The sequence below is a fragment of the Serratia sp. NA_112.1 genome (assembly GCF_052691715.1).
Genome location: NZ_JBQZFO010000011.1, coordinates 94,761 through 120,013, shown reverse-complemented (window position 1 = coordinate 120,013; position 25,253 = coordinate 94,761). Strand labels below are relative to the sequence as shown.

General features: G+C 55.1%; 22 protein-coding genes. 12 read left to right on the top strand and 10 right to left on the bottom strand.

The genetic code is table 11. The features are described 5' to 3' along the window. Positions 1–5: 5 nt before the first annotated feature. Complete coding sequence (locus tag ACUTQ5_RS18675) at positions 6–1,328, top strand: ATP-binding protein (RefSeq protein WP_445652451.1); 1,323 nt, start codon at positions 6–8, stop codon at positions 1,326–1,328. 75 nt (positions 1,329–1,403) lie between these two features. Here ACUTQ5_RS18675 and crr read toward each other — a convergent pair whose 3' ends face one another. From crr to cysZ, 5 genes are all read right to left on the bottom strand, one after another. Next, positions 1,404–1,913: a PTS glucose transporter subunit IIA gene (gene crr, locus ACUTQ5_RS18670; RefSeq protein ID WP_445652450.1), complete on the bottom strand. Its 510-nt coding sequence runs from the start codon at positions 1,911–1,913 to the stop codon at positions 1,404–1,406. A gap of 49 nt (positions 1,914–1,962) precedes the next feature. Continuing rightward, positions 1,963–3,690 (bottom strand): phosphoenolpyruvate-protein phosphotransferase PtsI, encoded by a 1,728-nt coding sequence (ptsI, locus tag ACUTQ5_RS18665; RefSeq protein ID WP_012146161.1) that lies wholly within the window; start codon positions 3,688–3,690, stop codon positions 1,963–1,965. A gap of 46 nt (positions 3,691–3,736) precedes the next feature. Then, a complete protein-coding gene (gene ptsH, locus ACUTQ5_RS18660) occupies positions 3,737–3,994 on the bottom strand; it encodes a phosphocarrier protein Hpr (protein WP_004936458.1) in 258 nt (85 codons plus the stop codon). A gap of 396 nt (positions 3,995–4,390) precedes the next feature. After that, positions 4,391–5,359, bottom strand: a complete 969-nt coding sequence (gene cysK / locus ACUTQ5_RS18655; protein ID WP_135317472.1) for a cysteine synthase A — start codon at positions 5,357–5,359, stop codon at positions 4,391–4,393. Positions 5,360–5,705: 346 nt separating this feature from the next. After that, entirely contained in the window at positions 5,706–6,467 is a 762-nt protein-coding gene (gene cysZ / locus ACUTQ5_RS18650) for a sulfate transporter CysZ (protein WP_445652449.1), read from the bottom strand. A gap of 221 nt (positions 6,468–6,688) precedes the next feature. On the opposite strand from cysZ, the gene zipA reads away from it, so the two are divergent. The 3 genes from zipA to ACUTQ5_RS18635 all read left to right on the top strand — a co-directional run bounded on the left by zipA (position 6,689) and on the right by ACUTQ5_RS18635 (position 10,002). Beyond that, positions 6,689–7,687 (top strand): cell division protein ZipA, encoded by a 999-nt coding sequence (gene zipA / locus ACUTQ5_RS18645; protein ID WP_135317470.1) that lies wholly within the window; start codon positions 6,689–6,691, stop codon positions 7,685–7,687. Positions 7,688–7,765: 78 nt separating this feature from the next. Continuing rightward, a complete protein-coding gene (gene ligA, locus ACUTQ5_RS18640; RefSeq protein WP_445652448.1) occupies positions 7,766–9,787 on the top strand; it encodes an NAD-dependent DNA ligase LigA in 2,022 nt (673 codons plus the stop codon). Beyond that, positions 9,787–10,002, top strand: coding sequence for a DUF3820 family protein (locus tag ACUTQ5_RS18635; RefSeq protein ID WP_261277627.1), 216 nt, complete (start codon positions 9,787–9,789; stop codon positions 10,000–10,002). The genes ligA and ACUTQ5_RS18635 overlap by 1 nt, the downstream gene beginning before the upstream one ends. Before the next feature lie 34 nt (positions 10,003–10,036). Here ACUTQ5_RS18635 and ACUTQ5_RS18630 read toward each other — a convergent pair whose 3' ends face one another. After that, positions 10,037–11,029, bottom strand: a complete 993-nt coding sequence (locus tag ACUTQ5_RS18630; protein ID WP_445652447.1) for a bile acid:sodium symporter family protein — start codon at positions 11,027–11,029, stop codon at positions 10,037–10,039. 95 nt (positions 11,030–11,124) lie between these two features. Between ACUTQ5_RS18630 and ACUTQ5_RS18625 the strand changes: the two genes are divergently transcribed. The 3 genes from ACUTQ5_RS18625 (at position 11,125) to ACUTQ5_RS18615 (ending at position 13,647) form a co-directional block, all read left to right on the top strand. Continuing rightward, positions 11,125–12,045: a LysR family transcriptional regulator gene (locus ACUTQ5_RS18625; RefSeq protein ID WP_445652446.1), complete on the top strand. Its 921-nt coding sequence runs from the start codon at positions 11,125–11,127 to the stop codon at positions 12,043–12,045. Positions 12,046–12,191: 146 nt separating this feature from the next. Then, positions 12,192–12,953, top strand: a complete 762-nt coding sequence (locus ACUTQ5_RS18620) for an integrase (protein WP_445652445.1) — start codon at positions 12,192–12,194, stop codon at positions 12,951–12,953. Beyond that, on the top strand, positions 12,946–13,647 hold the full coding sequence (locus tag ACUTQ5_RS18615; protein WP_445652444.1) for an RES family NAD+ phosphorylase: 702 nt from the start codon (positions 12,946–12,948) through the stop codon (positions 13,645–13,647). The genes ACUTQ5_RS18620 and ACUTQ5_RS18615 overlap by 8 nt, the downstream gene beginning before the upstream one ends. Positions 13,648–13,668: 21 nt before the next feature. Here ACUTQ5_RS18615 and ACUTQ5_RS18610 read toward each other — a convergent pair whose 3' ends face one another. Then, a complete protein-coding gene (locus tag ACUTQ5_RS18610; protein WP_445652443.1) occupies positions 13,669–14,145 on the bottom strand; it encodes a FlxA-like family protein in 477 nt (158 codons plus the stop codon). 59 nt (positions 14,146–14,204) lie between these two features. Beyond that, positions 14,205–14,753, bottom strand: coding sequence for a nucleotidyltransferase family protein (locus tag ACUTQ5_RS18605; RefSeq protein ID WP_445652442.1), 549 nt, complete (start codon positions 14,751–14,753; stop codon positions 14,205–14,207). Positions 14,754–14,893: 140 nt separating this feature from the next. Here ACUTQ5_RS18605 and ACUTQ5_RS18600 point away from each other — a divergent pair, with 140 nt between their 5' ends. Together ACUTQ5_RS18600 and eutC are read left to right on the top strand one after the other, a co-directional pair. Further along, complete coding sequence (locus ACUTQ5_RS18600) at positions 14,894–16,279, top strand: ethanolamine ammonia-lyase subunit EutB (RefSeq protein WP_445652441.1); 1,386 nt, start codon at positions 14,894–14,896, stop codon at positions 16,277–16,279. Continuing rightward, on the top strand, positions 16,276–17,067 hold the full coding sequence (gene eutC, locus ACUTQ5_RS18595; protein ID WP_445652440.1) for an ethanolamine ammonia-lyase subunit EutC: 792 nt from the start codon (positions 16,276–16,278) through the stop codon (positions 17,065–17,067). Before ACUTQ5_RS18600 ends, eutC begins: the two co-directional genes overlap by 4 nt. Here the strand turns inward: eutC and ACUTQ5_RS18590 are convergent. Continuing rightward, positions 17,046–18,005 carry a LysR family transcriptional regulator gene (locus ACUTQ5_RS18590; protein ID WP_445652439.1) on the bottom strand — a complete coding sequence of 320 codons (960 nt, stop codon included), beginning with the start codon at positions 18,003–18,005 and terminating at the stop codon, positions 17,046–17,048. The genes eutC and ACUTQ5_RS18590 overlap by 22 nt on opposite strands. A gap of 379 nt (positions 18,006–18,384) precedes the next feature. On the opposite strand from ACUTQ5_RS18590, the gene budA reads away from it, so the two are divergent. The 3 genes from budA (at position 18,385) to ACUTQ5_RS18575 (ending at position 22,636) form a co-directional block, all read left to right on the top strand. Next, entirely contained in the window at positions 18,385–19,164 is a 780-nt protein-coding gene (gene budA, locus ACUTQ5_RS18585) for an acetolactate decarboxylase (RefSeq protein WP_445652438.1), read from the top strand. A 39-nt stretch (positions 19,165–19,203) separates the two neighbouring features. Continuing rightward, positions 19,204–20,889 (top strand): acetolactate synthase AlsS, encoded by a 1,686-nt coding sequence (gene alsS, locus ACUTQ5_RS18580; protein WP_445652437.1) that lies wholly within the window; start codon positions 19,204–19,206, stop codon positions 20,887–20,889. 172 nt (positions 20,890–21,061) lie between these two features. After that, complete coding sequence (locus ACUTQ5_RS18575) at positions 21,062–22,636, top strand: ABC transporter substrate-binding protein (RefSeq protein ID WP_445652436.1); 1,575 nt, start codon at positions 21,062–21,064, stop codon at positions 22,634–22,636. Between the two features lie 213 nt (positions 22,637–22,849). On the opposite strand, the gene ACUTQ5_RS18570 is transcribed toward ACUTQ5_RS18575, so the two are convergent. Next, positions 22,850–25,129: a TonB-dependent siderophore receptor gene (locus tag ACUTQ5_RS18570; RefSeq protein WP_445652435.1), complete on the bottom strand. Its 2,280-nt coding sequence runs from the start codon at positions 25,127–25,129 to the stop codon at positions 22,850–22,852. Positions 25,130–25,253: the final 124 nt, after the last annotated feature.

The window sequence follows — 25,253 nt, the reverse complement described above, 5'->3', positions numbered from 1 at the left end:
TGCCTATGCGTGGAAGACTGTTCTGGAAAATCCTGCTTGGCTTCTGGTTGACCTTTATCATCATGACTCAGGCGTTGTGGGTCGCTTTTTCCTTATATGGCGATCGTTACGAACCGCCGGAAAACGCCATGGCCCGGCGGGTGATTGCGTTGCAATTGACCTCTGTCGCCACGCAATTGCGCAGCGGTGGAATGCCGTCGCTGGATGCCATGCTGAAAGACTGGTCGGATGATGACCGGCGTCTGTTGACCGTGACTCCATTGGACAAGCCGCCTGCACCGGTCGCTGAGGAACCGGTGTTTGAGAGCCGCCGGATGCCGAAAGCAGTTACCGCCTGGGTAGAGGGCGAGGGCGGTAAGGGCTATTGGCTGAGTTACGATATGCGTGGCCTGCGGGAAGAGTATTGGCCAAGAAAGCGTTCACATTTCTTCAATATTCCTGCGCCGATGCTTTGGGTGGGTGGGCTGGCAGGGCTGTTGTTCAGCGCGGTGCTGGCCTGGAACCTCACCCGACCGATGCGCAAGCTGCGTGACGGTTTTGATCGCGTGGCGCAGGGCGACCTGTCAGTGCGTCTGTTCCCGGCAATGCGCCGACGGCATGACGAGCTTTCTGAGGTGGCGCGTGACTTTGACAGCATGGCCGAACGGTTGGAGCTGTTGGTCAGCGCCCGTGAGCAGTTGCTACATGATGTTTCGCACGAACTGCGTTCGCCGCTGGCCCGCTTGCAATTAGCCATCGGCTTGGCGCGGCAGAATGCGGGTAACGTGGAGAACTCGCTGCAGCGCATTGAGCAGGAAGCGGGGCGGCTGGATAAAATGATCGGCGAACTGTTGGCGCTGTCGCGTACCGAGAGCAGCAACCTGCCGGATGAAGAGTATTTTGACCTGTACGGGCTGGTGGATGCGGTGGTGAGTGACGCGCGTTACGAAGCGCAGCTCCCCGGCGTAGATATCGTGTTGCAGGCCTGTTCGGACATGGATTACACCGTCAAGGGCAATGCTGAACTGATGCGGCGTGCGGTGGATAATATCGTGCGTAATGCGTTGCGTTTCTCCAGCCACGGGCAACGGGTGACGGTGGTGCTGAGGCGTATTGAGCAGCTGTTCCAGATTGAGGTCAGCGATCAGGGGCCGGGTGTGGAAGAGTCGAAACTTTCCAGCATTTTTGATCCGTTTGTCAGAGTGAAATCGGCGATGTCAGGTAAGGGCTACGGGTTGGGGCTGGCGATCACTCGCAAGGTGGTATTGGCGCACGGTGGTCAGGTTGAGGCGCGTAACGGCGAACGGGAAGGGCTGGTGATTACCCTGCGAATTCCTCGCTGGAGTTAATTGCTGTTGCGACTGGCTTGAATGGCAGACATAAAAAAACGGCGCCTAGGGCGCCGTTCTTGCGTTCATTCGCTATTACTTCTTGATGCGAATGATCGGGGTCTCACCAACGGTGACGTTACCGGTCAGTTTGATCAGTTCTTTGATCTCGTCCATGTTGGAGATAACCACCGGCGTCAGGATAGACTTGGCTTTGTCTTCCAGCAGGGCCAGATTGAACTCGATTACCACATCACCTTTCTTGACGCGTTGGCCTTCTTCAGCGATGCGTTTGAAGCCTTCGCCTTTCAGTTCAACGGTGTCGATACCGAAGTGGACAAACAGCTCGATGCCGCTGTCGGATTCGATAGAGAAAGCATGGTTGGTTTCGAAAATTTTACCGATGGTGCCGTCAACCGGAGCAACCATTTTGTTGCCCGTTGGTTTGATGGCAATACCGTCGCCAACGATTTTTTCAGCGAATACTACGTCAGGTACATCTTCGATATTAACGATTTCGCCAGAAAGTGGAGCTACGATCTCGATAGTGCCCGTGTCTTTCTTGTCATCAGAAACCAGAGATTTCAATTTATCGAACAAACCCATGATCTTCTCCTAAGCATTAAATTGGGCGGCGTTCCAGTGTCGTGGAAGTTTAGCAGAGCGTCTTTTCTTCGATGAATTTATTCACGCAATTCATCAGATCTTGCGCCGTTGGCTGTGCCAAGGCTTGCGCTGCCAACGCCTTCACATCTTCGAAATTAGTATTACGTATAATTTTCTTGATGCGCGGGATTGAAATCGCACTCATGCTGAACTCATCCAGCCCCATGCCCAATAACAACAGTGTAGCACGCTCATCGCCAGCCAGTTCACCGCACATGCCGGTCCACTTGCCTTCTGCGTGAGATGCATCAATAACCTGTTTGATCAGGCCAAGCACTGATGGGGACATCGGGTTATAGAGATGAGAAATCAGCTCATTGCCGCGATCTACCGCCAGAGTATACTGGGTTAGATCGTTTGTCCCAATACTAAAGAAGTCGACTTCTTTCGCCAGGTGATGAGCAATCACCGCCGCGGCCGGTGTTTCCACCATCACGCCCACTTCAATTGTTTCATCAAACGCCTTGGCTTCTTCACGCAATTGCGCTTTCAGCGTCTCGATTTCGCCTTTCAGATCGCGAACTTCTTCTACCGAAATGATCATCGGGAACATGATGCGCAATTTGCCGAACGCGGAGGCGCGCAGGATAGCACGCAGCTGGGCGTGCAGGATTTCTCTGCGATCCATGGCGATACGGATGGCGCGCCAGCCGAGGAACGGGTTCTCTTCTTTCGGCAGGTTCATGTACGGCAGGTCTTTGTCGCCGCCGATGTCCATGGTGCGTACGATGACTGCCTGTGAGCCCACGGCTTCCGCAACGGCTTTATAGGCCTGGAACTGCTCGTCTTCGGTTGGCAGTGAGTCGCGGTCCATGAACAGGAATTCGGTACGATACAGGCCGACACCTTCAGCGCCGTTGCGCTCTGCACCTGCGACGTCGCGCACGGTGCCGATGTTGGCACAGACTTCAACCTGATGACCGTCCAGCGTAATCGCCGGCAGGTCTTTCAGCTTGGCCAGATCGTTTTTCTCGGTCACGTACTGGTTCTGTTCGGCTTTCAGCTGATCGATAACGTCAGCGGTTGGGTTAACGTAAATTTTATTGTTAACCGCGTCCAGAATCAGGTAGTCATCGTTCTTCACCTGCTTGGTGACGTCGCTGGTGCCTACGATTGCCGGCAATTCCAGGGAGCGCGCCATGATGGAGGTGTGTGAAGTACGGCCGCCGAGATCGGTGATGAAGCCCAGAACCTTGTCCAGGTTCAACTGCGCGGTCTCAGACGGGGTCAAATCGGTAGCAACCAGGATCACTTCGTCCTGAATTGAGCTCAGATCGACGATAGCCAGGCCAAGAATGTTCTGCAGCAGGCGTTTACCGATGTCACGTACGTCGGCCGCACGCTCTTTCAGGTACTCATCGTCGAGTTCTTCCAGCGCTTTCGCCTGGCCTTCGATGATGGTGTAGGCAGCCGCGTCAGCAGAAGCCAGATCGTCTTTGATTAGGGCTATGATTTCCTGCTCAAGCTCTTCGTCTTCCAACAGCATGATATGGCCTTCGAAGATAGCTTCTTTCTCTTCGCCGAAGGTTTCGCCAGCTTTGGTCTTGATCGCTTCCAACTGCACGGATGCCTTGGCGCGGCCATCAAGAAAACGTTGGACTTCCTGCTCTACAGCGTCTGCAGAGATTTTCTTCCGGTTGATGACAATTTCATCTTCTTTCAGTAGGAGAGCCTTACCAAAAGCGATACCCGGTGATACTAAAATGCCTGAAATCATAACCCTACCTTACTCTTGACTGGTGTTAACTAAGAAGACGGGCCGATTACTCAAGCTCTGCCATCAGTTTTACCAAGTGTTCAACGGCTTTCTGCTCGTCTTCACCTTCAGCGGAGATGGTCACTACGGTCCCTTGAGTCAGCCCCAGAGTTTGCAGTTTGAACAGGCTTTTGGCGCTGGCGCTTTTACCGTTAGAGGTCACGGTGATGTCAGACGTGAAACCTTTGGCTTCTTTCACGAACTGAGCGGCAGGGCGAGTGTGCAGACCATTCGGAGCGGTAATAGTAACTTCTTGCTGGAACATTGATGTTTCCCCAACTTATTGGTGTGTTGTGGAGCTAAAGGTTAACCCAAGGGTATGACTTTAGCTTGTCTGGTTAGCGCCTGACTATGGTACAGGGGCGAGCATTGATGCAACAGAAAACGACGAGTTTGGCACTTCAGATCAAAAAAAACTGGCTTCTGCCGTCGTTTAAATCCGCTCTCCATTATGCCGTGTTTACCGCATCCGCGACAAACGAGTAAATCGATTCAGCCTAAACAACGAATTGAGAGTGATTAATTTCGCGCATCGAAATAATGCACCGTTAAATACTAAAGCTGGCGGGTAAAATCAATCTTCGACTGCTATAAACTTTGATCCAGTCCACAAAAAAGCACCCCGTAGGGTGCTTTTTTAGCGATTAGTGCGCGGTTGGCACTACTGTTGCAATTCTTGTTCGGTGAACAAATCGGCGAACAGGGCGGTGCTCAAATAGCGCTCGCCGGAGGAAGGTAATATCACCACGATGGTTTTGTCGGCGAACTCTGGTTCTTCAGCCAGTTTCACCGCTGCGGCCACGGCGGCACCGGAGGAAATGCCGGCCAGAATGCCTTCTTCGTCCATCAGACGGCGCGCCATGCTGATGGCTTCGTCGTTGGTGATTTGTTCGACGCGATCAACCAGGTCGAGATCCAGGTTGCCGGGGATAAAACCTGCGCCAATGCCCTGAATTTTGTGTGGGCCCGGTTTGATTTCTTCACCAGCCAGCGCTTGGGTGATCACCGGTGAGTCGGTAGGTTCCACCGCCACGGTGGTAATCGCCTTGCCTTTGGTGTTCTTGATATAGCGGCTGACACCGGTCAGCGTACCGCCGGTACCGACGCCAGAGATGAAAACGTCAACTTCGCCATCGGTATCTTCCCAGATTTCCGGGCCGGTGGTTTGTTCGTGGATCGCCGGGTTGGCCGGGTTGCTGAACTGCTGCAGGATAAGGTAGCGGTTGGGATCGGTGGCGACAATTTCTTCTGCCTTGGCGATCGCGCCTTTCATGCCTTTAGCGCCTTCGGTCAGCACCAGGTTGGCCCCCAGCGCCTTGAGCAGTTTGCGGCGTTCGATGCTCATGGTTTCCGGCATGGTCAGCGTCAGCTTATAGCCGCGTGCGGCTGCGACGAACGCCAGTGCGATACCGGTGTTGCCGCTGGTTGGCTCCACCAGTTCTTTGCCGGCGACCAGGACACCGCGTTTTTCTGCGTCCCAAATCATATTGGCACCGATGCGGCATTTGACGCTAAAGCTCGGGTTGCGTGATTCAACCTTGGCCAGAATGCGTCCGTTGCCGATACGGTTCAGACGAACCAGCGGCGTATGGCCGATCGTTAATGAGTTGTCTTCATATATCTTGCTCATAGCCCGTCCTTTAACTCTATGAAAAATGTGGGGAACGTCGAAAGCATACGCTAACAGTACCGGCAGGGAAGTAAAGAATTGGTATATCTATATGTTATTAGGAAATAAGTTTTAAGCACAAGGAGAAGGGCGCAAAATGCGCGCCCTCAGATTGTTGACAAAAGGGGATAAAAGCGTGGTTTTTCCCCCTTTGTGTTATCAGCCGAAAATCAATAAAGTGATTTTCCTGATTTATTTTCAAAATCTTTAACGCCTGCCGCCAAACATTCTATGTTTGTCCGCAGTCTCAGGGCGCAAATTGCGCGCCCTGTCGAAGAATTAATCGTAATGTGGCCGATAAAACGGCTCAGGAACGAACGAATTGTGGGCGGTAACGATCAACCCACATCGCCGTGGCACCGCAAACCGCGACTGGTAGGATCACCAGATTGAGAATGGGGATCATAGTGAACAGGCTGACCATGGCGCCAAACTGCAGATTGTCGGTCTTATGCTGGCGCAGTGCGCGGCGCATATCGGCGAAGCTCACCTTGTGGTTATCGAACGGGTAGTCGCAATACTGGATTGCCAACATCCAGGCGCTGAACAGGAACCACAGCACCGGCGCCACCGTCTGGCCAATGCCCGGAATGAAATAGAGTATCAGCAACAACAACGCGCGTGGCAGGTAGTAGGCCAGCTTGCGCCATTCACGCGCCATAATGCGCGGCAAATCTTTCACTATGCCAAAGATACCGGTGTCGGGCAGCGGTTTGCCGGTCAGGCTGCCTTCCAACTGCTCGGCCAGCAGGCCGCAGAAGGGGGCGGCAATCAGGTTGGTGATGGTACTGAACAGATAGCTGAACACCAGCAGTACGGAAATGACCGCCAGCGGCCACAGTAAATAGCTAAGCCACTGCAGCCAGGTGGGAACATGGCTCATCATGCTGGGGATCCAGTCGCCGAGCTGACTGAACAGCCACCAGAAGGCGGACCCCATCAGCAATACGTTGACCAGCAATGGCAATACTACATAGCGTTTAATCCCCGGGCGTGAAATCAGGCGCCAGCCTTCGGCAAAATAATGCAGGCCGCTGGCGGAGTGAGAAGGTGACTGCGTATAGGACATATCTTAAGTTATCTCTTTGTCTGAACAGGCTTAGCTATCATATCGGGATGATTTTCTACTGGCTAGGGTGACATTGGCTGAAAAAACAGCAAAAAAAGGCAGTATAATCATCTTTATTGGCATAAAGTTCAGCACGGACTTGCACTTGTGTGCTCGGGCAAATAGAGTTAAAGAGTGAATGTTTGCCGCGGTGGCAATGTATTGGAACAACAGAGATAGCAATGATGCAGGATTTGCGTCTGATATTAATCGTTGTTGGCGCGATCGCCATAATAGCGTTGTTATTGCACGGTCTTTGGACCAGTCGTAAGGAACGCTCATCGCTTTTTCGCGATCGCCCAGCCAAACGTTCCAAAAAGGAACGTGAACAATCCCCGATCGACGAGCTCGATGAAGGTGTGGGGGAGGTGCGTGTACGCTCCGCTCACCCGGAAGACGAGCCGTCCTTTGGTCATTTTGATGCCGCTCGCGAAGAACCCGTGGTTGCGCCCAAGCCTGCTCCGGCGGCTGAGCCAGCACCGCGTGCCGTTCAACCGGCTGCCCATCAGACTCCACCACCGCTGTCTCAGCGGCCGGATTATGATGACATCCTGTTGGACAACTACGCGCAGGACGAAGACGATGAGCCGCAGCAGCCTGCGCCGCGCCGTGAACCGCGCGTTGACGATCTCCCGCCTGTGGCACCTGCAGCAGAGCCGGCGTTCCATGCCGAACCTGCTCATCAGCCGCAGCCGGAAGTGAAACCAGCGGTGGCGCACGAGCCTCAGCCTGCTCCAGCTGCCATCAAACCGGCAAAACTGAAAGAAACCGTACTGGTGCTGCACGTTACCGCACATCAGGGTGGCGTGATCGGCGGCGAAATTCTGCTGCAGAGCGTGCTGCAGGCGGGCTTCCAGTTTGGTGAAATGGGCATCTTCCATCGCCATATCAGCCCAGCGGGCAGCGGTCCTGTGCTGTTCAGCCTGGCGAATATGGTTAAGCCAGGGTCCTTTGATCCTGAGATGATGTCGGATTTCTCTACGCCGGGCGTGTCGATGTTCATGATGGTGCCGTCTTATGGCGACGCTAATCAGAACTTCAAGCTGATGCTGCAGTCGGCACAGCGGATCGCCGACGATGTGGGCGGTGTGGTGCTGGACGATGAGCGCCGCATGATGACCCCGCAGAAGCTGGAAACCTACAAAGCGCGCCTTCGTGAAGTGTTGGAAAACAACGCCTGATCGACGGCCACGCGCACTGAACATCCGTAACAACAAAGCCCCCGCTTGCCGGGGGTTTTTTATCTTTGATGGTGAGCTATGGAATCGATAATCCAACAAATCAATCAACTACGAACCTCACTGCGCCATCACGAATATCAATACCATGTGCTGGACGCGCCGGAAGTGCCGGATGCGGAATACGATCGCCTGATGGGTGAACTGCGTGCTCTGGAAAGCGCACATCCGGAGTTGATCACCGCAGATTCACCGACCCAACGCGTGGGTGCAGCCCCGCTGGCGGCGTTCGATCAGGTACGTCATGAAGTGCCGATGTTGTCACTGGACAACGTCTTCGACGAAGAAAGCTTCCTGGCATTTTACAAACGAGTGCAGGATCGCCTGAAGAGCAGCGATCCGCTGACCTTCTGCTGCGAGCTGAAGCTGGACGGTCTGGCGGTCAGCCTGCTGTACGAAGATGGCGAACTGGTTCGCGCGGCAACGCGCGGCGACGGCACAACCGGTGAAAACATTACCTCTAACGTGCGCACCATCCGCGCCATTCCACTGCGACTGACAGGTGACAATATCCCGCGCCGGCTGGAAGTGCGTGGTGAAGTGTTTATGCCGCAGGCCGGTTTCGAGCAGATGAACGAAGAGGCACGTCGTAAGGACGGCAAGATCTTCGCCAATCCGCGTAATGCCGCCGCCGGTTCGATTCGTCAGCTCGACCCGCGTATCACCGCCAAGCGCCCACTGACCTTTTTCTGTTATGGCGTAGGCCTGCTGGAAGGCGGCGAATTGCTTCGCAGCCACTGGCAGCGCCTGATGCAGTTCAAAGACTGGGGCTTACCGGTCAGCAATCGCGCCAAATGCTGTACCGGCAGCGACGAAGTGCTGGCGTTCTACCGTCAGGTGGAGCTGGAGCGCACGCAACTAGGGTTTGATATCGACGGTGTGGTCGTAAAAATTGACGATATCGACCTGCAGGAAACGCTGGGATTTGTGGCGCGTGCGCCGCGCTGGGCGACAGCATTCAAATTCCCGGCGCAGGAACAGATTACCCAGGTGCGCGAGGTGGAGTTCCAGGTTGGCCGTACCGGCGCGATCACGCCGGTGGCAAGACTGGAGCCAGTGCTGGTTGCCGGGGTGATCGTCAGCAATGCCACGTTGCATAATGCCGACGAAATTGAACGTTTGGGCCTGCGCATCGGCGATACGGTGATTGTGCGCCGTGCCGGCGACGTGATCCCGCAGGTGGTGGGAGTGATAGCTGATCGCCGTCCAGCGGACGCGCGTGAAATTGTATTCCCGCAGCATTGTCCGGTATGTGGTTCCGACGTTGAGAGAGTGGAAGGCGAAGCGGTAGCACGTTGTACCGGCGGGCTGATCTGCGCGGCACAACGCAAAGAAGCGCTGAAGCACTTTGTTTCCCGTCGGGCGTTGGATGTCGATGGCATGGGCGACAAAATCATCGAGCAGTTGGTGGAAAAAGAGTACGTGAAGAATCCGGCCGATTTATTCCGTCTGTCCGCCGGGATCCTGACCGGGCTGGATCGAATGGGGCCGAAATCGGCGCAGAATCTGGTCAATGCGCTGGAAAAATCTAAGCAGACCACCTTCGCCCGTTTCCTGTATGCGCTTGGCATCCGTGAAGTAGGCGAAGCCACAGCGGCCAATCTGGCTGCACACTTCGGTACGCTTGAAAAGCTGCTCGCCGCCGATATTGAAGCGTTGAAAGAAGTGCCGGAGGTCGGTGAAATCGTGGCGAAGCACACGCGGCATTTCCTTGACGAAGAGCTCAACCAACAGGTTATCCAGGAACTGGTCAGCGACGAAATCGGCATTAACTGGCCGGCACCGGTGGTGATAGTGGCGGAAGAGATAGACAGCCCGTTTGCCGGTAAAACCGTGGTGCTGACCGGCTCGTTGAGCCAGCTTTCACGCGACGAGGCCAAAGATCGTCTGACGGCGCTGGGTGCCAAGGTCAGCGGCAGCGTATCGAAGAAAACCGATCTGGTGATTGCGGGTGTTGCCGCTGGTTCCAAACTGGTGAAGGCGCAGGAACTGGGCATTGAGGTTATCGACGAAGCGGAAATGATCCGCCTGCTGGGTGCCTGATGGAAAAAGAGAATCTGTTGGAGATTGCTAATACGGTAATGCCATTCGGCAAGTATCAGGGGCGGGTGCTGATTGACCTGCCCGAAGAATACCTGTTGTGGTTTGCCCGAAAGGGAGAGTTTCCCCAGGGCAAGCTCGGCATGCTGATGGAAATGACGTTGGCGATTAAAATTGAAGGGCTCGACCACCTGGTCAAGCCACTGAAGAAAAATTGAGCTGCCGGGTGCGGTATCCGCCGCACCCATTTATTTATTCCCGCACAGCTTGCCCGTTGGGCGTTGGCTGTTGTTCCTGCTGTTTTTTCTGATAACGTCGTGCCAATACCGCACAGGTCATCAATTGTACCTGATGGAACACCATCAACGGCAGCACCATAATGCCCACGGTCGAGGCTGGAAACAGGATATTGGCCATCGGGATACCGTTCGCCAGGCTTTTCTTCGAGCCGCAGAACACGATGGTGATTTCGTCGGCTTTGATAAAGCCCAGCCAGCGCGCCATATAAGTGTTTACCACCAGCACAATCGTCAGCAGCACCAGGCTGCCCACCACAATAAATACCAGTGAACCGATGCCGACCTGATGCCAGATGCCATGTGTCACCGCCTCGCTAAAGGCGGCATACACCACCAGCAGAATTGAGGTCTGGTCGGTCTTGCCAATCAGTTTGCGGTTGCGTTCAATCCATTTGCCGATCAGCGGCCGTGACAGATGTCCGGCAACAAACGGTACCAGCAATTGCAGCACGATGGAGCCAACCTGTTGCAGACTGCCGGTTTCCCCGTGCACATTCATCAACAGCCCGACCAGCAGTGGCGAGACGAAAATCCCCAGCAGGCTTGAAGCCGATGCGCTGCACACCGCAGCGGCTACGTTACCGCCCGCCAGAGAGGTAAAGGCGATGGCCGATTGTACGGTTGCGGGCAGAATGCACAGGTAGATAAAACCGGAATAGAGTTCGGGGCTGACGTTGACCGGAGACCACCATTTAAATAGTACGCCGAGGGTCGGGAAAATAATAAAGGTGCTGAACATCACCCACAGGTGCAGCCGCCAGTTATTGCTGCCGGCCAGAATGGCTTCGCGCGACAGCTTGGCACCGTGCATAAAGAACAGCAGGGCGATAGCGGCGATGGTCAGCGCGTTCAGCCAGCCGACGAACTCGCCGCGCGCCGGTAGGAACGAAGCCAGCAGCACGGTGGCGATCAGCGTCAGGGTAAAGCGATCGGGCAAAAATCTCATGGCGGCGTACTCGAAGAAAAATCAATGCGCCCATTGTCGCGCGACCGGATATAATAATTAAATTAATTTATTTAATTCATATATGAATAAAAAACATGAATTACTCGATTAAACAACTCAAAGTCTTTGTCGCCATTGCCCGGCACCGCAGTTTCAGCCGGGCCGGTGAGGCCATTGGCCTGACACAGTCGGCGGTCAGCCACAGTGTGAAAGAGCTGGAGGCAGAGATCGGCGTTCGCTTGCTCGATCGTACCACCCGTGAAGTGCTGCTGACCGACGCCGGGCAACGGCTGGCCAACCGGGTTGAACGTTTGCTGGATGAGTTGCAGTCGTCATTGTTGGATGCGCGCAGCTTTGGTGTACAACGCAGCGGTACGGTGCGGGTGGCGTCGAGCCAGACCATCTCCGCGCACCTGATGCCGCAGTGCATTGCCGCCGGGGAAAAGCAGTATCCGGATATCCACATCATGTTGCGTGATCAGGCGCAGCAGCAGGTGTTGCACAGCATTCGCAATGCAGAGGTCGATTTTGGCATCGTGGTCGATCCGGTTCAGGCATTGGATCTGGACTGCGAACCGATTCTGCATGAGCCTTTCCTGCTGTTGTGTCGTAACGATCATCCGTTTGCCGAATTGCCCGAGGTGCACTGGTCGGCATTGAACGGCAGCCGTTTGGTGTTGCAGGATTATGCTTCGGGTAGCCGACCGTTGATTGACAGCGCTCTGCGCCAACAAGGGGTGGAAGCGACGGTGGTACAGGAGATCGGCCACCCGGCTACGCTGTTTCCTATGGTGGCCGCGGGTATCGGCATCAGTATTTTCCCGGCGCTGGCATTACCCTTGCCGGAAGGCGGCCAGCTGAAGGTTCGCCGTCTGGTGCCGGAAATCAACCGTGCGCTGATGTTGGTACGGCGTAAAAACCGCTCGCTGACCCCAGCGGCAGAGGTCATTTGGCAGGTGGTGGGGCAGCAGGCGGCTTTGCTGCAACAACAGCGTCAGCTGCAGGCGGATTACTGAGTCAAATATACACATCCACGGCATTCAGTGCGGTTGGGTTGCCCTGTTTTAATATGGGTAAGCCTGTTTTCTGAACAACATTGACGGTCGGGTTAATCGGTGTACCATAACGAATATAAGCGATATCACGATATTCAGGCGGTAATATGGTCATTAAACAGCGGACACGTCACGAAGTACAAACGTCGTTGAACATTCAGACGATTAGCGGGGCTGAGCTTCGCAAGCTTGAAACCAAATCTAATGCTGAGTATTTGGTGGTAGAGCTTGGCGATTTAACAGGACATATTCCGCATTTTACTGACGCCATCAAAGCGGCGATGAAAGCGGCTATTACTTCCCTGGCGACGGCATTCTCTGGTTGTGCAGATGATACATCATCTTCTCTGACGCCCCGAAAAGCGGAGAATAGCACCGATAAAACAGCCAAATTAACAGCAGTGGCGAAAGATAAAACGCCGACTGTTCAAGCAAGAACCCGCCAAGATGAAAAAACTGAACGTCAACGTCGTCATACAGAACGCTTGGCGAAGCACAATGCCGCCATCATAGAAGATTCAGTGTGGTTAACAGCGCATGATTTGTCGCAAAAAACGGGTTTTACATCAGCAAATCCTAGCGCTGGCCCGCATCGTTGGAAATCATCAGGTAAAATTTTTGCCATTCAGTTGCAAGGGAAGGATTTTTATCCGGAATATGCTTTGGATGAAGGGTATCGCCCGCTGCCGATAATTAAAAAAATAATCCTGATGTTTGGTGAAAGGAAAACATCATGGGGGCTGGCCACCTGGTTTGGGACTGACAATAGCTGGTTGGGGGGCCATAAGCCCAAAGACATGTTGATCAGCGCGCCGGAACAGGTGTTGTTTGCGGCCAGAGAGGAAACGTTGAGGGGAACTCATGGATGACAGTAAGGGCGAAAATGACGTTGAACGTCGGATCCGGCCGCCAATTAGCGATCTGCAGGTAAACTTTTTCACCTGGCCGGCAGGACAACATATTTATCGCGTACATTCTATCTGCTATACCGCCATACAGTTCAATCCTGGAACGCGGGGAAGTGCCAGATTTAGCCCTGTGTACGACAGCCTGAGGCGACGAGTTCCCACGATTTATGGTGGTGTCAGTACCGGGGTTGCGGTGATGGAGACCCTATTTCATGACCTTCCGGAATATACTGACGGGGTGGCTTATGATATGGGCAATCTTCAAGGATTGGCACATTCGGTTATTGCGCCAAAAGTTGATTTAAATCTGGTCGATCTCAATCCTAAGACCATGAAAAAAATGGGCATCAATAGAGCTCAGCTCTTGGACTCGACAGCCGATCAGTATATTTATACTCAGGAATATGCCTCTGCAATTCATGCGGCTCATCCCGCAGCACATGGGTTGAAATGGTCATCCAAACAGCATGGCGACAGTGCCTTAATGCTGTTTGGCGATCGGGTTAAGGGGGAGCAGTTGGATGTCATCGTCGAATCTGAAGTGATTATTGATTCGGACACCGTGCTGGAAGTGATTGACGAGGAGGCGGATCAACTCGGTATTGTACTTATGGGTGACGGTGAAGAGCCTGATATCTCAGGCCCAATTCAATGATTCATCTGTTCAAAGAACATTTCAAATATACACATCCACGGCATTCAGTGCGGTTGGACGGTTGATGCCGTCGCCTTTGGTCGGCGCGATACGCTCGGCAACTTTAGCCATTTGCTCTGCCTGCTGTTTTTCCATCTCTTCTTTCTGAATGCGGGCGATCTCGGCCTGCAGCATTTTGATCTGCGCCTGAATCAGCTGTTTCTGTTTTTCAATATCCTTGGGATCGGCATCCGAGTCTTTCAGATCTACCAGCTTTTGTTGCAGCCCCTGGATTTGCTTGTTCAGCGACTTAATCCGTGCCGAGGCGCTGCTGTCGGCCACTTTCACCGGATCGTTACCGTCAGTTTCCCTGGCTTCTTTCATCTTGCCGCGTTCCGGCTGCTGGTTGACCGGCTTGGCCATCAGTAACTGGCCTTGATTACCGGGGGCGCTAAAAACGTTGCTGATGCCGGGGAGGGGGTTTTTCACCGGGACAATCATGGTAATGCTGGTCGACATAATACTCTCCCTGAATTTTGATTCCGCTGCTCGGGTTATCGGCAGAATGGGGTAAAACTTTACCCGCGGATTTGCCGCAGGCGCGGCCAGCGTTGCAACCAGCCTTTGTCGATAACCCGCTGTTCATAAGCGTCGAGGTCGCCGTTTTTGACATTGAAGGTGATGGTGTCATCGAACAGTCCGTCCAGGCCAAAGGGAGCCACCAGCTGTAGGCTGTCATCTGCATTTAGTCGCACGCCTACCGCCGTTTCCAGCTCGGTCCAATAGCTGATGGCGTCTTCGCTGTTAAGGTAGGGCGCTCGACCGCTGCGCAGGTGCATACGCGCCTGATTTTTCACTGACCAGGGCTGCGGCAACCATTCTTGTAACCGTGCTTCCAGCATCTGGTCACGCTCTGCTTCCGAGCGCTGTGCGTCAAAATGGATCACGTCGATGTCGTTGAGCGGTGTTGGCATGGCGTAATCGTGCAGCCGATCCCATACCAGATTACGCACAAAGCCGGCACCCAGGCACCAGTCATTCAGACCGAGCCGGCGGGTGGTACGCAATATCGTCATTCTTTCATTATCTTGCTGTAACCATTGGATAATTTCTTGTTGCCGGGTCATTACCTCTCCTTTGTTGCGGCTACTGTAACCTGAAGTGGCCGTGGGCGAAACCGCAGGAGAATATATTCGCCGGTCGACTGACTACACTTGGTACAGGGTTTGCAACTTCAGGTAAGCATTCAGGCAGAACAGGGGACGCTATGTATCAGGCAACGCTTAGCCGGCGCAGCTATCGTTTCAGTGATTTACGCCAATTGATGGCCAAGGCATCACCGGCGCGTTCCGGCGACTATCTGGCGGAAGTGGCGGCGGACAGTGCAGAGGAGCGTATGGCTGCACGGATAGCGCTGGCGGAGGTGCCGCTTAAAACGTTTCTCCAGCAGTTGCTGGTGCCCTATGAACAAGACGAAGTCACCCGGCTGATTATCGACAGCCACGACGCGTTGGCCTTTGCGCCAATTTCGCACCTGACGGTGGGCGACTTCCGCGACTGGCTGCTGAGTGAGCAGGCAGACAGCGCGATGCTGGCGCAGGTGGCCGCCGGCATTACGCCGGAAATGGCGGCGGCTGTGAGTAAGTTGATGCGTAATCAGGATCTGATCCTGGTGGCCAGGAAGTGCCGGGTGATCACGCGTTTTCGCAACACTATTGGCCTGCCGGGCCACCTCAGCGTGCGGCTGCAGCCGAACCATCCGACCGACAGCTTGCAGGGCATCGCGGCCAGCATGCTCGACGGCCTGCTGTATGGCAGCGGTGATGCGGTAGTAGGTATCAACCCGGCCAGCGACAGCCTGCCGCTGCTGGAAAAACTCAATCACATGCTAGACGACGTGATCCAGCGTTTCGCTATTCCTACCCAATCCTGCGTGCTGACACACGTCACCAATACGCTACGGCTGATCGAGCGCGGTGCACCGGTGGATTTGGTGTTCCAGTCGATAGCCGGAACGGAGGCGGCCAACGCCGGTTTTGGCATTAATCTGGCGCTGCTGGCGGAGGCACAGCAGGCGGCGCTGAGCCTCAATCGCGGTACTCTGGGCAATAACGTCATGTACTTTGAAACCGGGCAGGGCAGCTGCTTATCGTCCAATGCGCACCATGGCGTCGATCAGCAAACCTGCGAAGCACGTGCTTACGCGGTAGCGCGACATTTCTCCCCGTTGCTGATCAACACCGTGGTCGGATTTATCGGCCCTGAATATTTGTACGACGGTAAGCAGATTATCCGTGCCGGGTTGGAGGATCACTTCTGCGGTAAGCTGCTCGGCTTGCCGCTGGGTTGCGACGTGTGTTACACCAATCACGCAGAGGCGGATCAGGACGATATGGACACCTTGTTGACGCTGCTGGCTACCGCCGGGCTGACCTTCCTGATAGGTGTACCGGGAGCGGATGACATCATGCTCAATTATCAAAGCACTTCATTCCACGACGCGCTGTACATCCGCGAACTGTTGGGGCTCAAGCACGCGCCAGAGTTCGCTAACTGGCTGACGAAAATGCATATCACCGACGATCTGGGCCGACTGCGCGACACCGCGGCCAATCACCCGTTGCTGCTGGCGTTACAGGGAGAGCAACCATGAGCAAGCCAGTTCACGTTAACAGTTGGGATGCGCTGCGAGCTTTTACCGATGCGCGCATTGCGCTGGGGCGTACGGGATCCAGTTTACCGACCCAAGAATTGCTTAAATTTGGCCTGGCGCATGCGCAGGCGCGTGATGCGGTGCATCAGCCCTTTGACAGCGATACGTTGGGCGGGGCATTGCAGGCTCAGGGCTGGCAAACCTTGACGGTGCGCAGCCAGGCCGTCGACCGTACCGCTTATCTCAGCCGGCCGGATCTGGGGCGCCGGTTGGCCGCGGACAGCCGTAGCCTGCTGTTGGGCTTGCCTGACAAGCCGGTGGATTTATTGCTGGTGGTGGCAGACGGATTGTCCTCGAAGGCGGTACATCGGCAGGTACTGCCGTTGTTGCAGGCACTGCGGCCTTATCTCGAATTATTGGGGCTTTCTCTGGCACCGCTGGTGTTAGCGCATCAGTCGCGGGTGGCGCTGGGGGATGATATCGGTGAATGTTTAGGGGCCAGAGCTGTGGCGATGCTGATTGGTGAGCGGCCGGGCCTGTCATCACCGGACAGCCTGGGGATCTACCTCACCTGGGGGCCGAATACCCAGCGGCGTGAGTCGGAACGCAATTGCATTTCCAACGTCCGTCCGGAGGGGCTGGACTACCCGCAGGCTGCGTTCAAACTGGCGTGGCTGCTGGAGCAGGTTTTTCAGCGCCGCCTGACCGGCATAGAATTGAAGGACGAAAGCGATAACCCGGCGTTGCAGGGGCGAATAACACCGCTTCATTCCCAGCTCGGTGGCTGACCGATACTTTGTTTGAGTAAGTTGATGAACAGATTCAATCGGGTTGAAACCTTGGCTACCGGCCGCAGCAGATAAATACCCTGTTGATCCTGGCGCGGATCCTCCAGTACCGGCAGCAACCGACCGGCCTGAATATCCGGCCCGACCACCCAGTTGGGCAAAAAGGTGATCCCCATCCCCAGCAGTGCGGCTTCGCGCTGAGCGGTAAAGTCATCGCAGCGCAGTACCAGGCTACAGCGCTCAATCAAAGAGGCACTGAGGATCTGCGCCCAGCAGGCCGGTTGTTGCTTATGGTAGCGGGCAATCAGCCGATGCTGCGGCAAAGCGTTCAGGTCGGAAGGCCTGCCGTAGCGAGCGAGATAATCAGGGCTGGCACACATCACCCAGCGCTGGGTGGCTATCCGACTGGCGTACAGGCTACTGTCTTTCTGCTCGCCGATGCGAATGGCGGCATCCAACAGTTCCTGGGTTGGATCGGTCTGACGTTCGGTCAAATCCAGTTCAACAAACAGTTGGGGATAGCGCTCGGCAAGCAGAGGCAACAGCGGCAGGATATAGGTTTTGCCAAAGGTCGGCAGGCAACTGATACGCAAGGTACCTTGCGGTTTGTCGTTCAACGAAGTCAGTTCTGCACGGATATCGCTGATGTCTGTCAGCAAGGTGGTGGCGCGCGCCTGCAACATATCCCCGGCATCTGTCAGCATCAGGCCGCGCGTTGAGCGGATAAACAGCGTGGTGCCCAAGGCATTTTCCAGCGTATCGACGTGGCGTACCAGGGACGAAGGCACCATTCCCAGCTTGCGGGCAGCGGCGGAGAAGCTGCCCAACAGGGCGACCTCAAGAAATATCGGCAGATGTTCAACATAGCGGGCGTCATTCATCTTTGCATTATATGCAAAAGCGTTTCTTATGAATACCAGGTTCTCCGTCTGGCGCATTACGGCTACTCTTTTTTGGTGCTTGCGGCGGATAAGAACGTGCCGTGACCTCACCGCGTAGAGCAAGAATGCATAAAGCACGCGGTTTTTAGAACTTTAGAATACTTGTTTTCCTCAGGCCTTGCTGTGCGCCTGCGGTATTGATAGCTGCTTCAACACCAGATTAACCGTTCAATTTGACGTCCTGCCTGGCAAAAATGGTTAGTGAAACTAAACCGTTGTTGACATTGGGCGTCGCCGGCCTGCCGTGCCGGTTTTTTTGTTGCCGATGGCTGAATCGTTCCAACAGGGCGGATTGCCGACGACATCTTTGCTCACTTTCTGGTGAGCATTTTGAACGCACGGGGCATTTCACTCCGTGCTGGTGGAGGAGTAGGTTATGAACGAAGATCACGGGTGTGCCTGTGCGCAGCATTTGGCGCAGGGCTTTGCCAGGCAGTCGCTGAGCGTTGGGGAGGGCGAGCTCTACCAAATCTCGCTGATGAGCGCGTTAATCAGCGGTGTTTACGAAGGGGAGGTCACCATCGCCGAGTTGCTCAGGCACGGTAATTTTGGCCTGGGGACTTTCAACCACCTGGACGGCGAACTGATCGCCTTCGACAAGGAAATTCACCAGTTGCGTGCCGACGGTAGCGCGCGGCCGGCCAGTCTACAGCAGAAAACCCCGTTTGCCGTCGTCACCTTTTTCCAACCCAGCGTCACCCAACACTTTGATCGTCCGATCACCAAGGCGCAGCTGCATCAGTGCATTGATGAACAGGTGGCTTCGCCGAATCTGTTCTGCGCGGTGCGTGTCGACGGTGAGTTCAGCCACGTGGAAACCCGGACTGTGCCACGCCAGGAGCGTCCCTATCGCCCAATGCTGGAAGCGATTGAAGAGCAGCCCACCTTTGCCTTTCATCACTGCCAGGGCACGCTGGTCGGTTTTCGCTCGCCTGACTATATGCAAGGCGTTGGCGTGGCCGGTTATCACGAGCATTTTGTCACCGAAGATCGCAACGGAGGTGGGCACGTGCTGGATTACCAGCTCGACCATGGCCGTCTGCAATTTGGTGTGATCACCCGTCTCAATCTTCAGTTGCCGCATGACGCGGATTTTCTGCGCGCCGACCTCTGTCCAGAGGATTTGGATCGTGCAATTCGTTCTGCCGAGGGTTAATTCCGCGACAGTCTTGGGTTAGTTTTCAGGAGGTATTCCATGAACAAAGCAAAAACAGACAATAACTGGGCATGCGGCGCAGATTTGGTGGTGAAAAATCTGGAGGCGCAGGGCGTCAAACACGTATTCGGTATTCCGGGAGCCAAGATAGACCGGGTATTTGATTCGTTGGAGGATGCGCCGTCGATAGAAACGGTAGTGGTGCGTCACGAAGCCAACGCGGCATTTATGGCAGCGGCGGTCGGGCGCTTGACCGGTAAGGCCGGGGTGGCGCTGGTGACCTCCGGGCCGGGCAGTTCCAACCTGATCACCGGGCTGGCGACCGCGACCTCGGAAGGGGATGCGGTAGTGGCTTTTGGCGGCGCGGTGAAACGTGCCGATAACCTGAAGCAGACCCACCAGAGCATGGACACCGTCAGCATGTTCCGACCGGTGACCAAGTACTGTGCCGAGGTGCATGCCGGTTCGGCGATTTCAGAGGTGATTGCCAACGCCTTCCGCCACGCCGAGTTCGGCCGTCCGGGGGCCTCTTTCATCAGTCTGCCAATGGATATCGTCAATGAGCCGGTCAGTGCACCGGTGCTGGCGGGTTGCCGACTGCCACGCATGGGGGCGGCGGCTAGTGAGGATATTCGCGCCGCGGTCAAATTGATCCAGCAGGCAAAATGCCCGGTGCTGCTGTTGGGCTTGCAGGCCAGCCGCCCGGAAAACAGCGAGTCGGTGCGCCAGTTGCTGCATCGCACCCAAATGCCGGTGGTGGGTACCTATCAGGCGGCGGGGGTGATCGACGTTAACCACTTTGCGCGCTTTGCCGGGCGCGTTGGGTTATTCAATAATCAACCCGCCGACCAACTATTGCAGAAGGCCGATCTGGTGGTCAGCGTCGGTTATGGCCCAATTGAATACGATCCCTGCATGTGGAACAGCCAGGGCCGATTGAAGCTGGTGCATATCGACGTGCTGCTGGCGGATATCGACACCTGCTATCGCCCTGACATTGAGCTGGTGGGTAATATCAGCGCTACCCTCGACATGATGACCGAAGCCTTTAGCGGCGTGGTGAGCGTGCCGACGGAGGTGGAATTGATCCTCAGCGATCTGGGCCGTCAGCGCCATGAACTGGCAGAACGCGCGGCACGGCGCAGTGGCATGCCAATTCACCCGTTGCGCATCGTGAAAGAGTTGCAGGATATCGTCAGCGACGACGTGACGCTGTGCGTGGACATGGGCAGTTTCCACATCTGGATTGCACGTTATCTTTACAGCTTCCGGGCGCGCCAGTTACTGATTTCCAACGGCCAACAGACCATGGGGGTGGCGTTGCCGTGGGCGATAGGTGCCGCTTTGGTGCGGCCGGGGGACAAAGTGGTCTCTATATCCGGCGACGGCGGTTTTATGCAGTCGAGCATGGAGCTGGAAACTGCAGTACGACTGAAAAATAACATCGTGCATGTCATTTGGGTGGATAACGCCTACAACATGGTAGAAATGCAGGAAGTGAACAAATACCGGCGTAAATCCGGGGTGGAATTCGGCCCGATTGATTTTAAAGCCTATGCTGAAGCCTGCGGTGCGGTCGGGTTTGCCGTGCAGTCGGTGGAAGACTTGCGGCCGATGCTACGCAAGGCAATGGAAATTCAGGGGCCGGTGGTGGTGGCTATCCCGGTGGATTACGCCGACAACTACAAACTGATGGCGCAGATGAACTTCAGCCAGATGATTTAATTTCAGTAAGCCGGGCAACCACGGGGAATGCCGCATGCAGCACTCCCCGTTTTTTATGCTCAGAATTTGTGCTTTACATCCCTAACTGCATGATTTATTGGTATCCCTCGAGTCTGTTTTCTACTCTGGGGATGGCACGATGAATCAGAAATCAAAAGCAAAAGTGATAACAATGACGTTGGGACTCTTGGCTCTGACGGTGATGGGCGGCGCACGCGCCAGCACGCTGGTTTATTGTTCCGAAAGTTCGCCGGAAGGGTTCAATCCTCAGTTGTTTACCTCCGGTCCCACGGTTGACGCCAGTTCGGCGACGATTTACAACCGGCTGGTGGACTTCAAAGTTGGTACCGTCGAGCTGCAACGGAGCTTGGCGGAAAGCTGGCAGGTGAGTGAAGACGGCAAGAATTACACCTTTCATCTGCGCAGAGGGGTAAAATTCCAGAGCAATAAATACTTTACCCCCACCCGCGACTTCAACGCCGACGACGTTATCTTCTCCTTTATGCGGCAAAAAGACCCCACTAACCCCTATCACAAGGTCTCCAACGGTGCTTACACCAATTTTGAGTCGATGGAGTTTGGCACGCTGATCAACAACATTGTCAAAGTGGACGACAACACCGTGCGTTTTGAACTTTCGCGTGCCGAAGCGCCGTTTGTGGCAGATCTCGGCATGTATTTCGCCACTATTCTCTCGGCCGAATATGCCGATGCGATGCTGAAGGCCGGCACGCCACAGCGAGTGGATAACGATCCGGTCGGCACCGGGCCGTTCCAACTGGTGCAGTACCAGTTGGATGCGAAGATCCTCTACAAGGCATTCGACCAGTATTGGGAGGGCAAACCGAAGATAGACCGCCTGGTGTTCTCGATCACCCCGGATGCGGCGGTGCGCTTTGCCAAACTGCAAAAGAATGAATGCCAAGTGATGCCGTTCCCTAACCCGGCGGATCTCAAGCGCATGCGCGAGGACAAAAATATCCAGGTGATGGAGAAGTCAGGGCTGAACATCGGTTTCCTAGCGTTCAATACCCAGAAAAAACCGCTGGATAACCTCAAGGTGCGGCAGGCGCTGGCGCTGGCGGTGAACAAGCCGGCGATCCTCGAGGCGGTATTCCACGGCGCAGGTCAGCCGGCAAAGAACCTGCTGCCGCCGAGCCAGTGGGGGAGCAATGACCAGATTGGGGACTATCCGTACTCTCCGGAAAAAGCCAAACAGTTGTTGCAGGAGGCCGGGCTGGGGCAGGGGTTCGCCATCGATCTGTGGGCGATGCCGGTACAGCGGCCATACAACCCGAATGCCAAACGCATGGCGGAGATGATTCAGGCCGATTGGGCGAAAATCGGCGTGAAGGCCAAGATTGTCACCTTTGAGTGGGGTGAATATTTGCAGCGGATAAAGAACGGAGAACATCAGGCTGCGTTGATGGGCTGGACCACCGCCAACGGCGATCCGGATAATTTCTTCGGCCCGCTGTTTACCTGCGTTTCGGCCAACGGGGGTTCAAACTCGGCCAAATGGTGCTATCCGCCGTTCGACAAGCTGATCCAGCAGGCGCGTGAAGAGAATGATCACGCCAAACGGGTGGCGATGTATCAGCAGGCGCAGGTGATGATGCATGACCAAATGCCGGCGATGATGATTGCCCACTCAACCATTTTTGAGCCGGTACGCAAGGAAGTGAAAGGCTACGAGATTGACCCGTTCGGCAAGCACATCTTCAAACAGGTTTCGCTTGAGAAATAATTAAAAAGGGGCTGCATGGCAGCCCCCCAGACTGATGACAAACCTCATACCTGCCCAGAGCGAGTAGAGGCTGATAAACAAAAATCAGGAAAATCAATTTATTGATTTTCGGCTGCTCACCACAAAGCAGGAAAAACCACGCTTTTTCCTGCTTTGTCAGCAATATAAGGGGCTGCATGGCAGCCCCCGTTTCATTACCGGTTTATCCCACCATTAGAAATGGGTATTCACGCTCATATAGTAAGTCCGGCCCGGTTCGTTGTAGGTGGCAGCGCCCGCACCGGCAATGTTAATCGCGCCGGTGGTCGGGTCACCCACGTTCTGCGAGTTCCCTTCACGGAACTGACGTTTGTCGAACAGGTTGTCGATACCGGCCGTCAGGCTGACGTTCTTGGTCACCTCATAGGTGGCGCTGGCGCCCACTACGGCGTAAGGGCTGACTTCCTTGGTTTCGGTTCCGCTAACCGGTTTGCCCTGATAGTTGTACTTCTTCGGCTTCTGACGGCCGTACCAGGTCAGGGTCGACTGCATCGACAGCTCCTCTGTGGCCTGCCAGCTCAGGGTCGAGTTGATGGTGAACTCAGGAATAATCGACAGGTAATCACCGGTAGTCTTATTCTTGTTTTCAATCATATAGGTGGCGTTGTTGGTCCAGGAAACGGTCTCGCTGACCGGCACGTTCAACGTGCCTTCCAATCCCTGCACCACCGCTTTAGGCACGTTTTCCCACTGGTAGATAGCGGTACCCTTGCTGCTGGTGCCGATGCGAGAGTTACCTGCTTCGATTTTGTTGTGGTAGTCATTGCGGAAATAGGTCACGCCGGCCAGCCAGCCGTCGTTATGGAACTCTAGCCCCACCTCTTTGTTGACGCTGGTTTCTGCCTTCAGATCGTCGTTACCCAGCAGGTAACAGCCATTTTTGACGTCGCTGGACGAACAACCTTGCCCTTTGCTGTAGAGCAAATAGTTTGGGTTGGTCTGATACAGATTCGGTGCTTTGTAGGCCCGCGCGATCCCCATCTTCAGCGTGAAGAAGTCGCCCAGTTCCTGCGACAGATTCAGCGACGGGCTCCAGTTGTTTCCGGCCTCGGAGTGCAGGTCATAACGCAGGCCTGGCGTCAGCATGGTGCTGTCGGTCAGCTCCATGTTGTCTTCGGCAAACAGCGAGAAGATATGCGCGGAGGCATAAGGGCTGCGGGTGCCGGCTGCCTGGCCAGGAATGGTGCCGCCCATCAGGGTTTGGCTGGTGGAGGAGCCGTCCTTCATTTTCTGCTGGTTCCATTCGGTGCCCAGCGTCGCGGTTTGCGTTACACCCAGTTCAAAGGGTACGCTGATTTCGCTGTGCGCCAGGAAATCGTCCAGTTTGGTGGTACCAAAGCCTTCGTTTTTGGTATCGAAGATGCCTTCGGTTCCACCGGCCAGACCTTCGTTCAGACGGGTATTACGGGTGCGTTCGAACTGGATATAGTTGTTGGTACTGACGCCACTATCCCAGGCCCCCCGGTGGTTTAGACCGAAAGTTTCACGATAAATACGGTTGGTTTCTTTACCGTAGTTACTTTGCACCAGCGCGTTGGAGTTGGTGTTTTGAGTATCCCCGGCATACAGGTTGCCCTGACGACCGTAGGAATACTCAAACTCCAGTGACTGCAGGTGGGCAAAATCCCAATGCAGCATGGCATCGATGTTTTTGTCTTCCACGCCTTCACGCCCGGAAGGGGTACTGTTGGCATAAATGCCTACGCGCTCGGATTTATGCGATTCATTGATATCCCAGGCATCGGCCTGGGTTTTGCTGTAACCACCGAACAGGCGGAAGCTTAATTCGTCAGTCAGCGGGCCAGACAGGCTGAAGTCGGTGCGCTTGGTAGAACCTTCCTGCTTGTGCTGCGGTACGTTGAAGTAGGCATTTAACGAGCCGTGCAGCTCTTTGGTATTCTTTTTGGTGATGATATTGACTACGCCGCCGGCGGCACCGTTGCCGTAGCGTGCCGCTGCCGGGCCGCGCAGCACTTCGATGCGTTCAATCATCTCCGGGGGGACCCAGGCGGTATCGCCACGGGTATCACGTTCGCCACGCCAACCCTGACGTACTGAATTACGGCTGGTGGCCGGCTTGCCATCGATCAGGATCAGGGTATTTTCCGGGCCCATGCCGCGAATATCGATCTGGCGGTTGTTGCCGCGCTGGCCGCTGGTAGAGTTGCCGGTCAGGTTAACGCCTGGCATGGTGCGGATCAGTTCGCTAATATCGCGCGCCGGCGGGCGTTTTTTGATTTCGTCGGCGGTAATGGTAGAAACCCCGGGCGCCTGCAGGTTCTGCTTGGCGGCGGTGACAACAATGGTGTCCTCGGCAGTTTCTTTATTATTCTTGGCGACGTTGTCGGTTTCTGCGGGGGTATCAGTTTGCTGTGCGGCGTGCACAAAGGCGGACGCGCCTAACCCTAACCCGATGAGTGTGGCTAAGGAATAACGAGATAATTTGCGGTTCATGTGAGAGTTCCTACCTTGCTGACTTCCCCGGGGCACCGAAAGCAGGCCTCCGGCAGTAGAGAAGGGCGGTTGTAGTTTTTGTGTTTTCGGAAATTAAAATCCAACCCTGTTGAACATACCTGCC

Coding starts and splice junctions, on each gene's coding strand:
- ACUTQ5_RS18625 (WP_445652446.1), top strand. CDS start 11,125: ATGAATTACTCGATTAAACAACTCAAAGTCTTTGTCGCCATTGCCCGG.
- cysZ (WP_445652449.1), bottom strand. CDS start 6,467: ATGTCCTATACGCAGTCACCTTCTCACTCCGCCAGCGGCCTGCATTAT.
- ptsI (WP_012146161.1), bottom strand. CDS start 3,690: ATGATTTCAGGCATTTTAGTATCACCGGGTATCGCTTTTGGTAAGGCT.
- ACUTQ5_RS18605 (WP_445652442.1), bottom strand. CDS start 14,753: ATGACCCGGCAACAAGAAATTATCCAATGGTTACAGCAAGATAATGAA.
- ACUTQ5_RS18610 (WP_445652443.1), bottom strand. CDS start 14,145: ATGTCGACCAGCATTACCATGATTGTCCCGGTGAAAAACCCCCTCCCC.
- crr (WP_445652450.1), bottom strand. CDS start 1,913: ATGGGTTTGTTCGATAAATTGAAATCTCTGGTTTCTGATGACAAGAAA.
- budA (WP_445652438.1), top strand. CDS start 18,385: ATGAACGAAGATCACGGGTGTGCCTGTGCGCAGCATTTGGCGCAGGGC.
- eutC (WP_445652440.1), top strand. CDS start 16,276: ATGAGCAAGCCAGTTCACGTTAACAGTTGGGATGCGCTGCGAGCTTTT.
- ptsH (WP_004936458.1), bottom strand. CDS start 3,994: ATGTTCCAGCAAGAAGTTACTATTACCGCTCCGAATGGTCTGCACACT.
- zipA (WP_135317470.1), top strand. CDS start 6,689: ATGATGCAGGATTTGCGTCTGATATTAATCGTTGTTGGCGCGATCGCC.
- ACUTQ5_RS18620 (WP_445652445.1), top strand. CDS start 12,192: ATGGTCATTAAACAGCGGACACGTCACGAAGTACAAACGTCGTTGAAC.
- ACUTQ5_RS18570 (WP_445652435.1), bottom strand. CDS start 25,129: ATGAACCGCAAATTATCTCGTTATTCCTTAGCCACACTCATCGGGTTA.
- ACUTQ5_RS18590 (WP_445652439.1), bottom strand. CDS start 18,005: ATGCGCCAGACGGAGAACCTGGTATTCATAAGAAACGCTTTTGCATAT.
- ACUTQ5_RS18600 (WP_445652441.1), top strand. CDS start 14,894: ATGTATCAGGCAACGCTTAGCCGGCGCAGCTATCGTTTCAGTGATTTA.
- alsS (WP_445652437.1), top strand. CDS start 19,204: ATGAACAAAGCAAAAACAGACAATAACTGGGCATGCGGCGCAGATTTG.
- ACUTQ5_RS18675 (WP_445652451.1), top strand. CDS start 6: ATGCGTGGAAGACTGTTCTGGAAAATCCTGCTTGGCTTCTGGTTGACC.
- ACUTQ5_RS18575 (WP_445652436.1), top strand. CDS start 21,062: ATGACGTTGGGACTCTTGGCTCTGACGGTGATGGGCGGCGCACGCGCC.
- ligA (WP_445652448.1), top strand. CDS start 7,766: ATGGAATCGATAATCCAACAAATCAATCAACTACGAACCTCACTGCGC.
- ACUTQ5_RS18635 (WP_261277627.1), top strand. CDS start 9,787: ATGGAAAAAGAGAATCTGTTGGAGATTGCTAATACGGTAATGCCATTC.
- ACUTQ5_RS18615 (WP_445652444.1), top strand. CDS start 12,946: ATGGATGACAGTAAGGGCGAAAATGACGTTGAACGTCGGATCCGGCCG.
- ACUTQ5_RS18630 (WP_445652447.1), bottom strand. CDS start 11,029: ATGAGATTTTTGCCCGATCGCTTTACCCTGACGCTGATCGCCACCGTG.
- cysK (WP_135317472.1), bottom strand. CDS start 5,359: ATGAGCAAGATATATGAAGACAACTCATTAACGATCGGCCATACGCCG.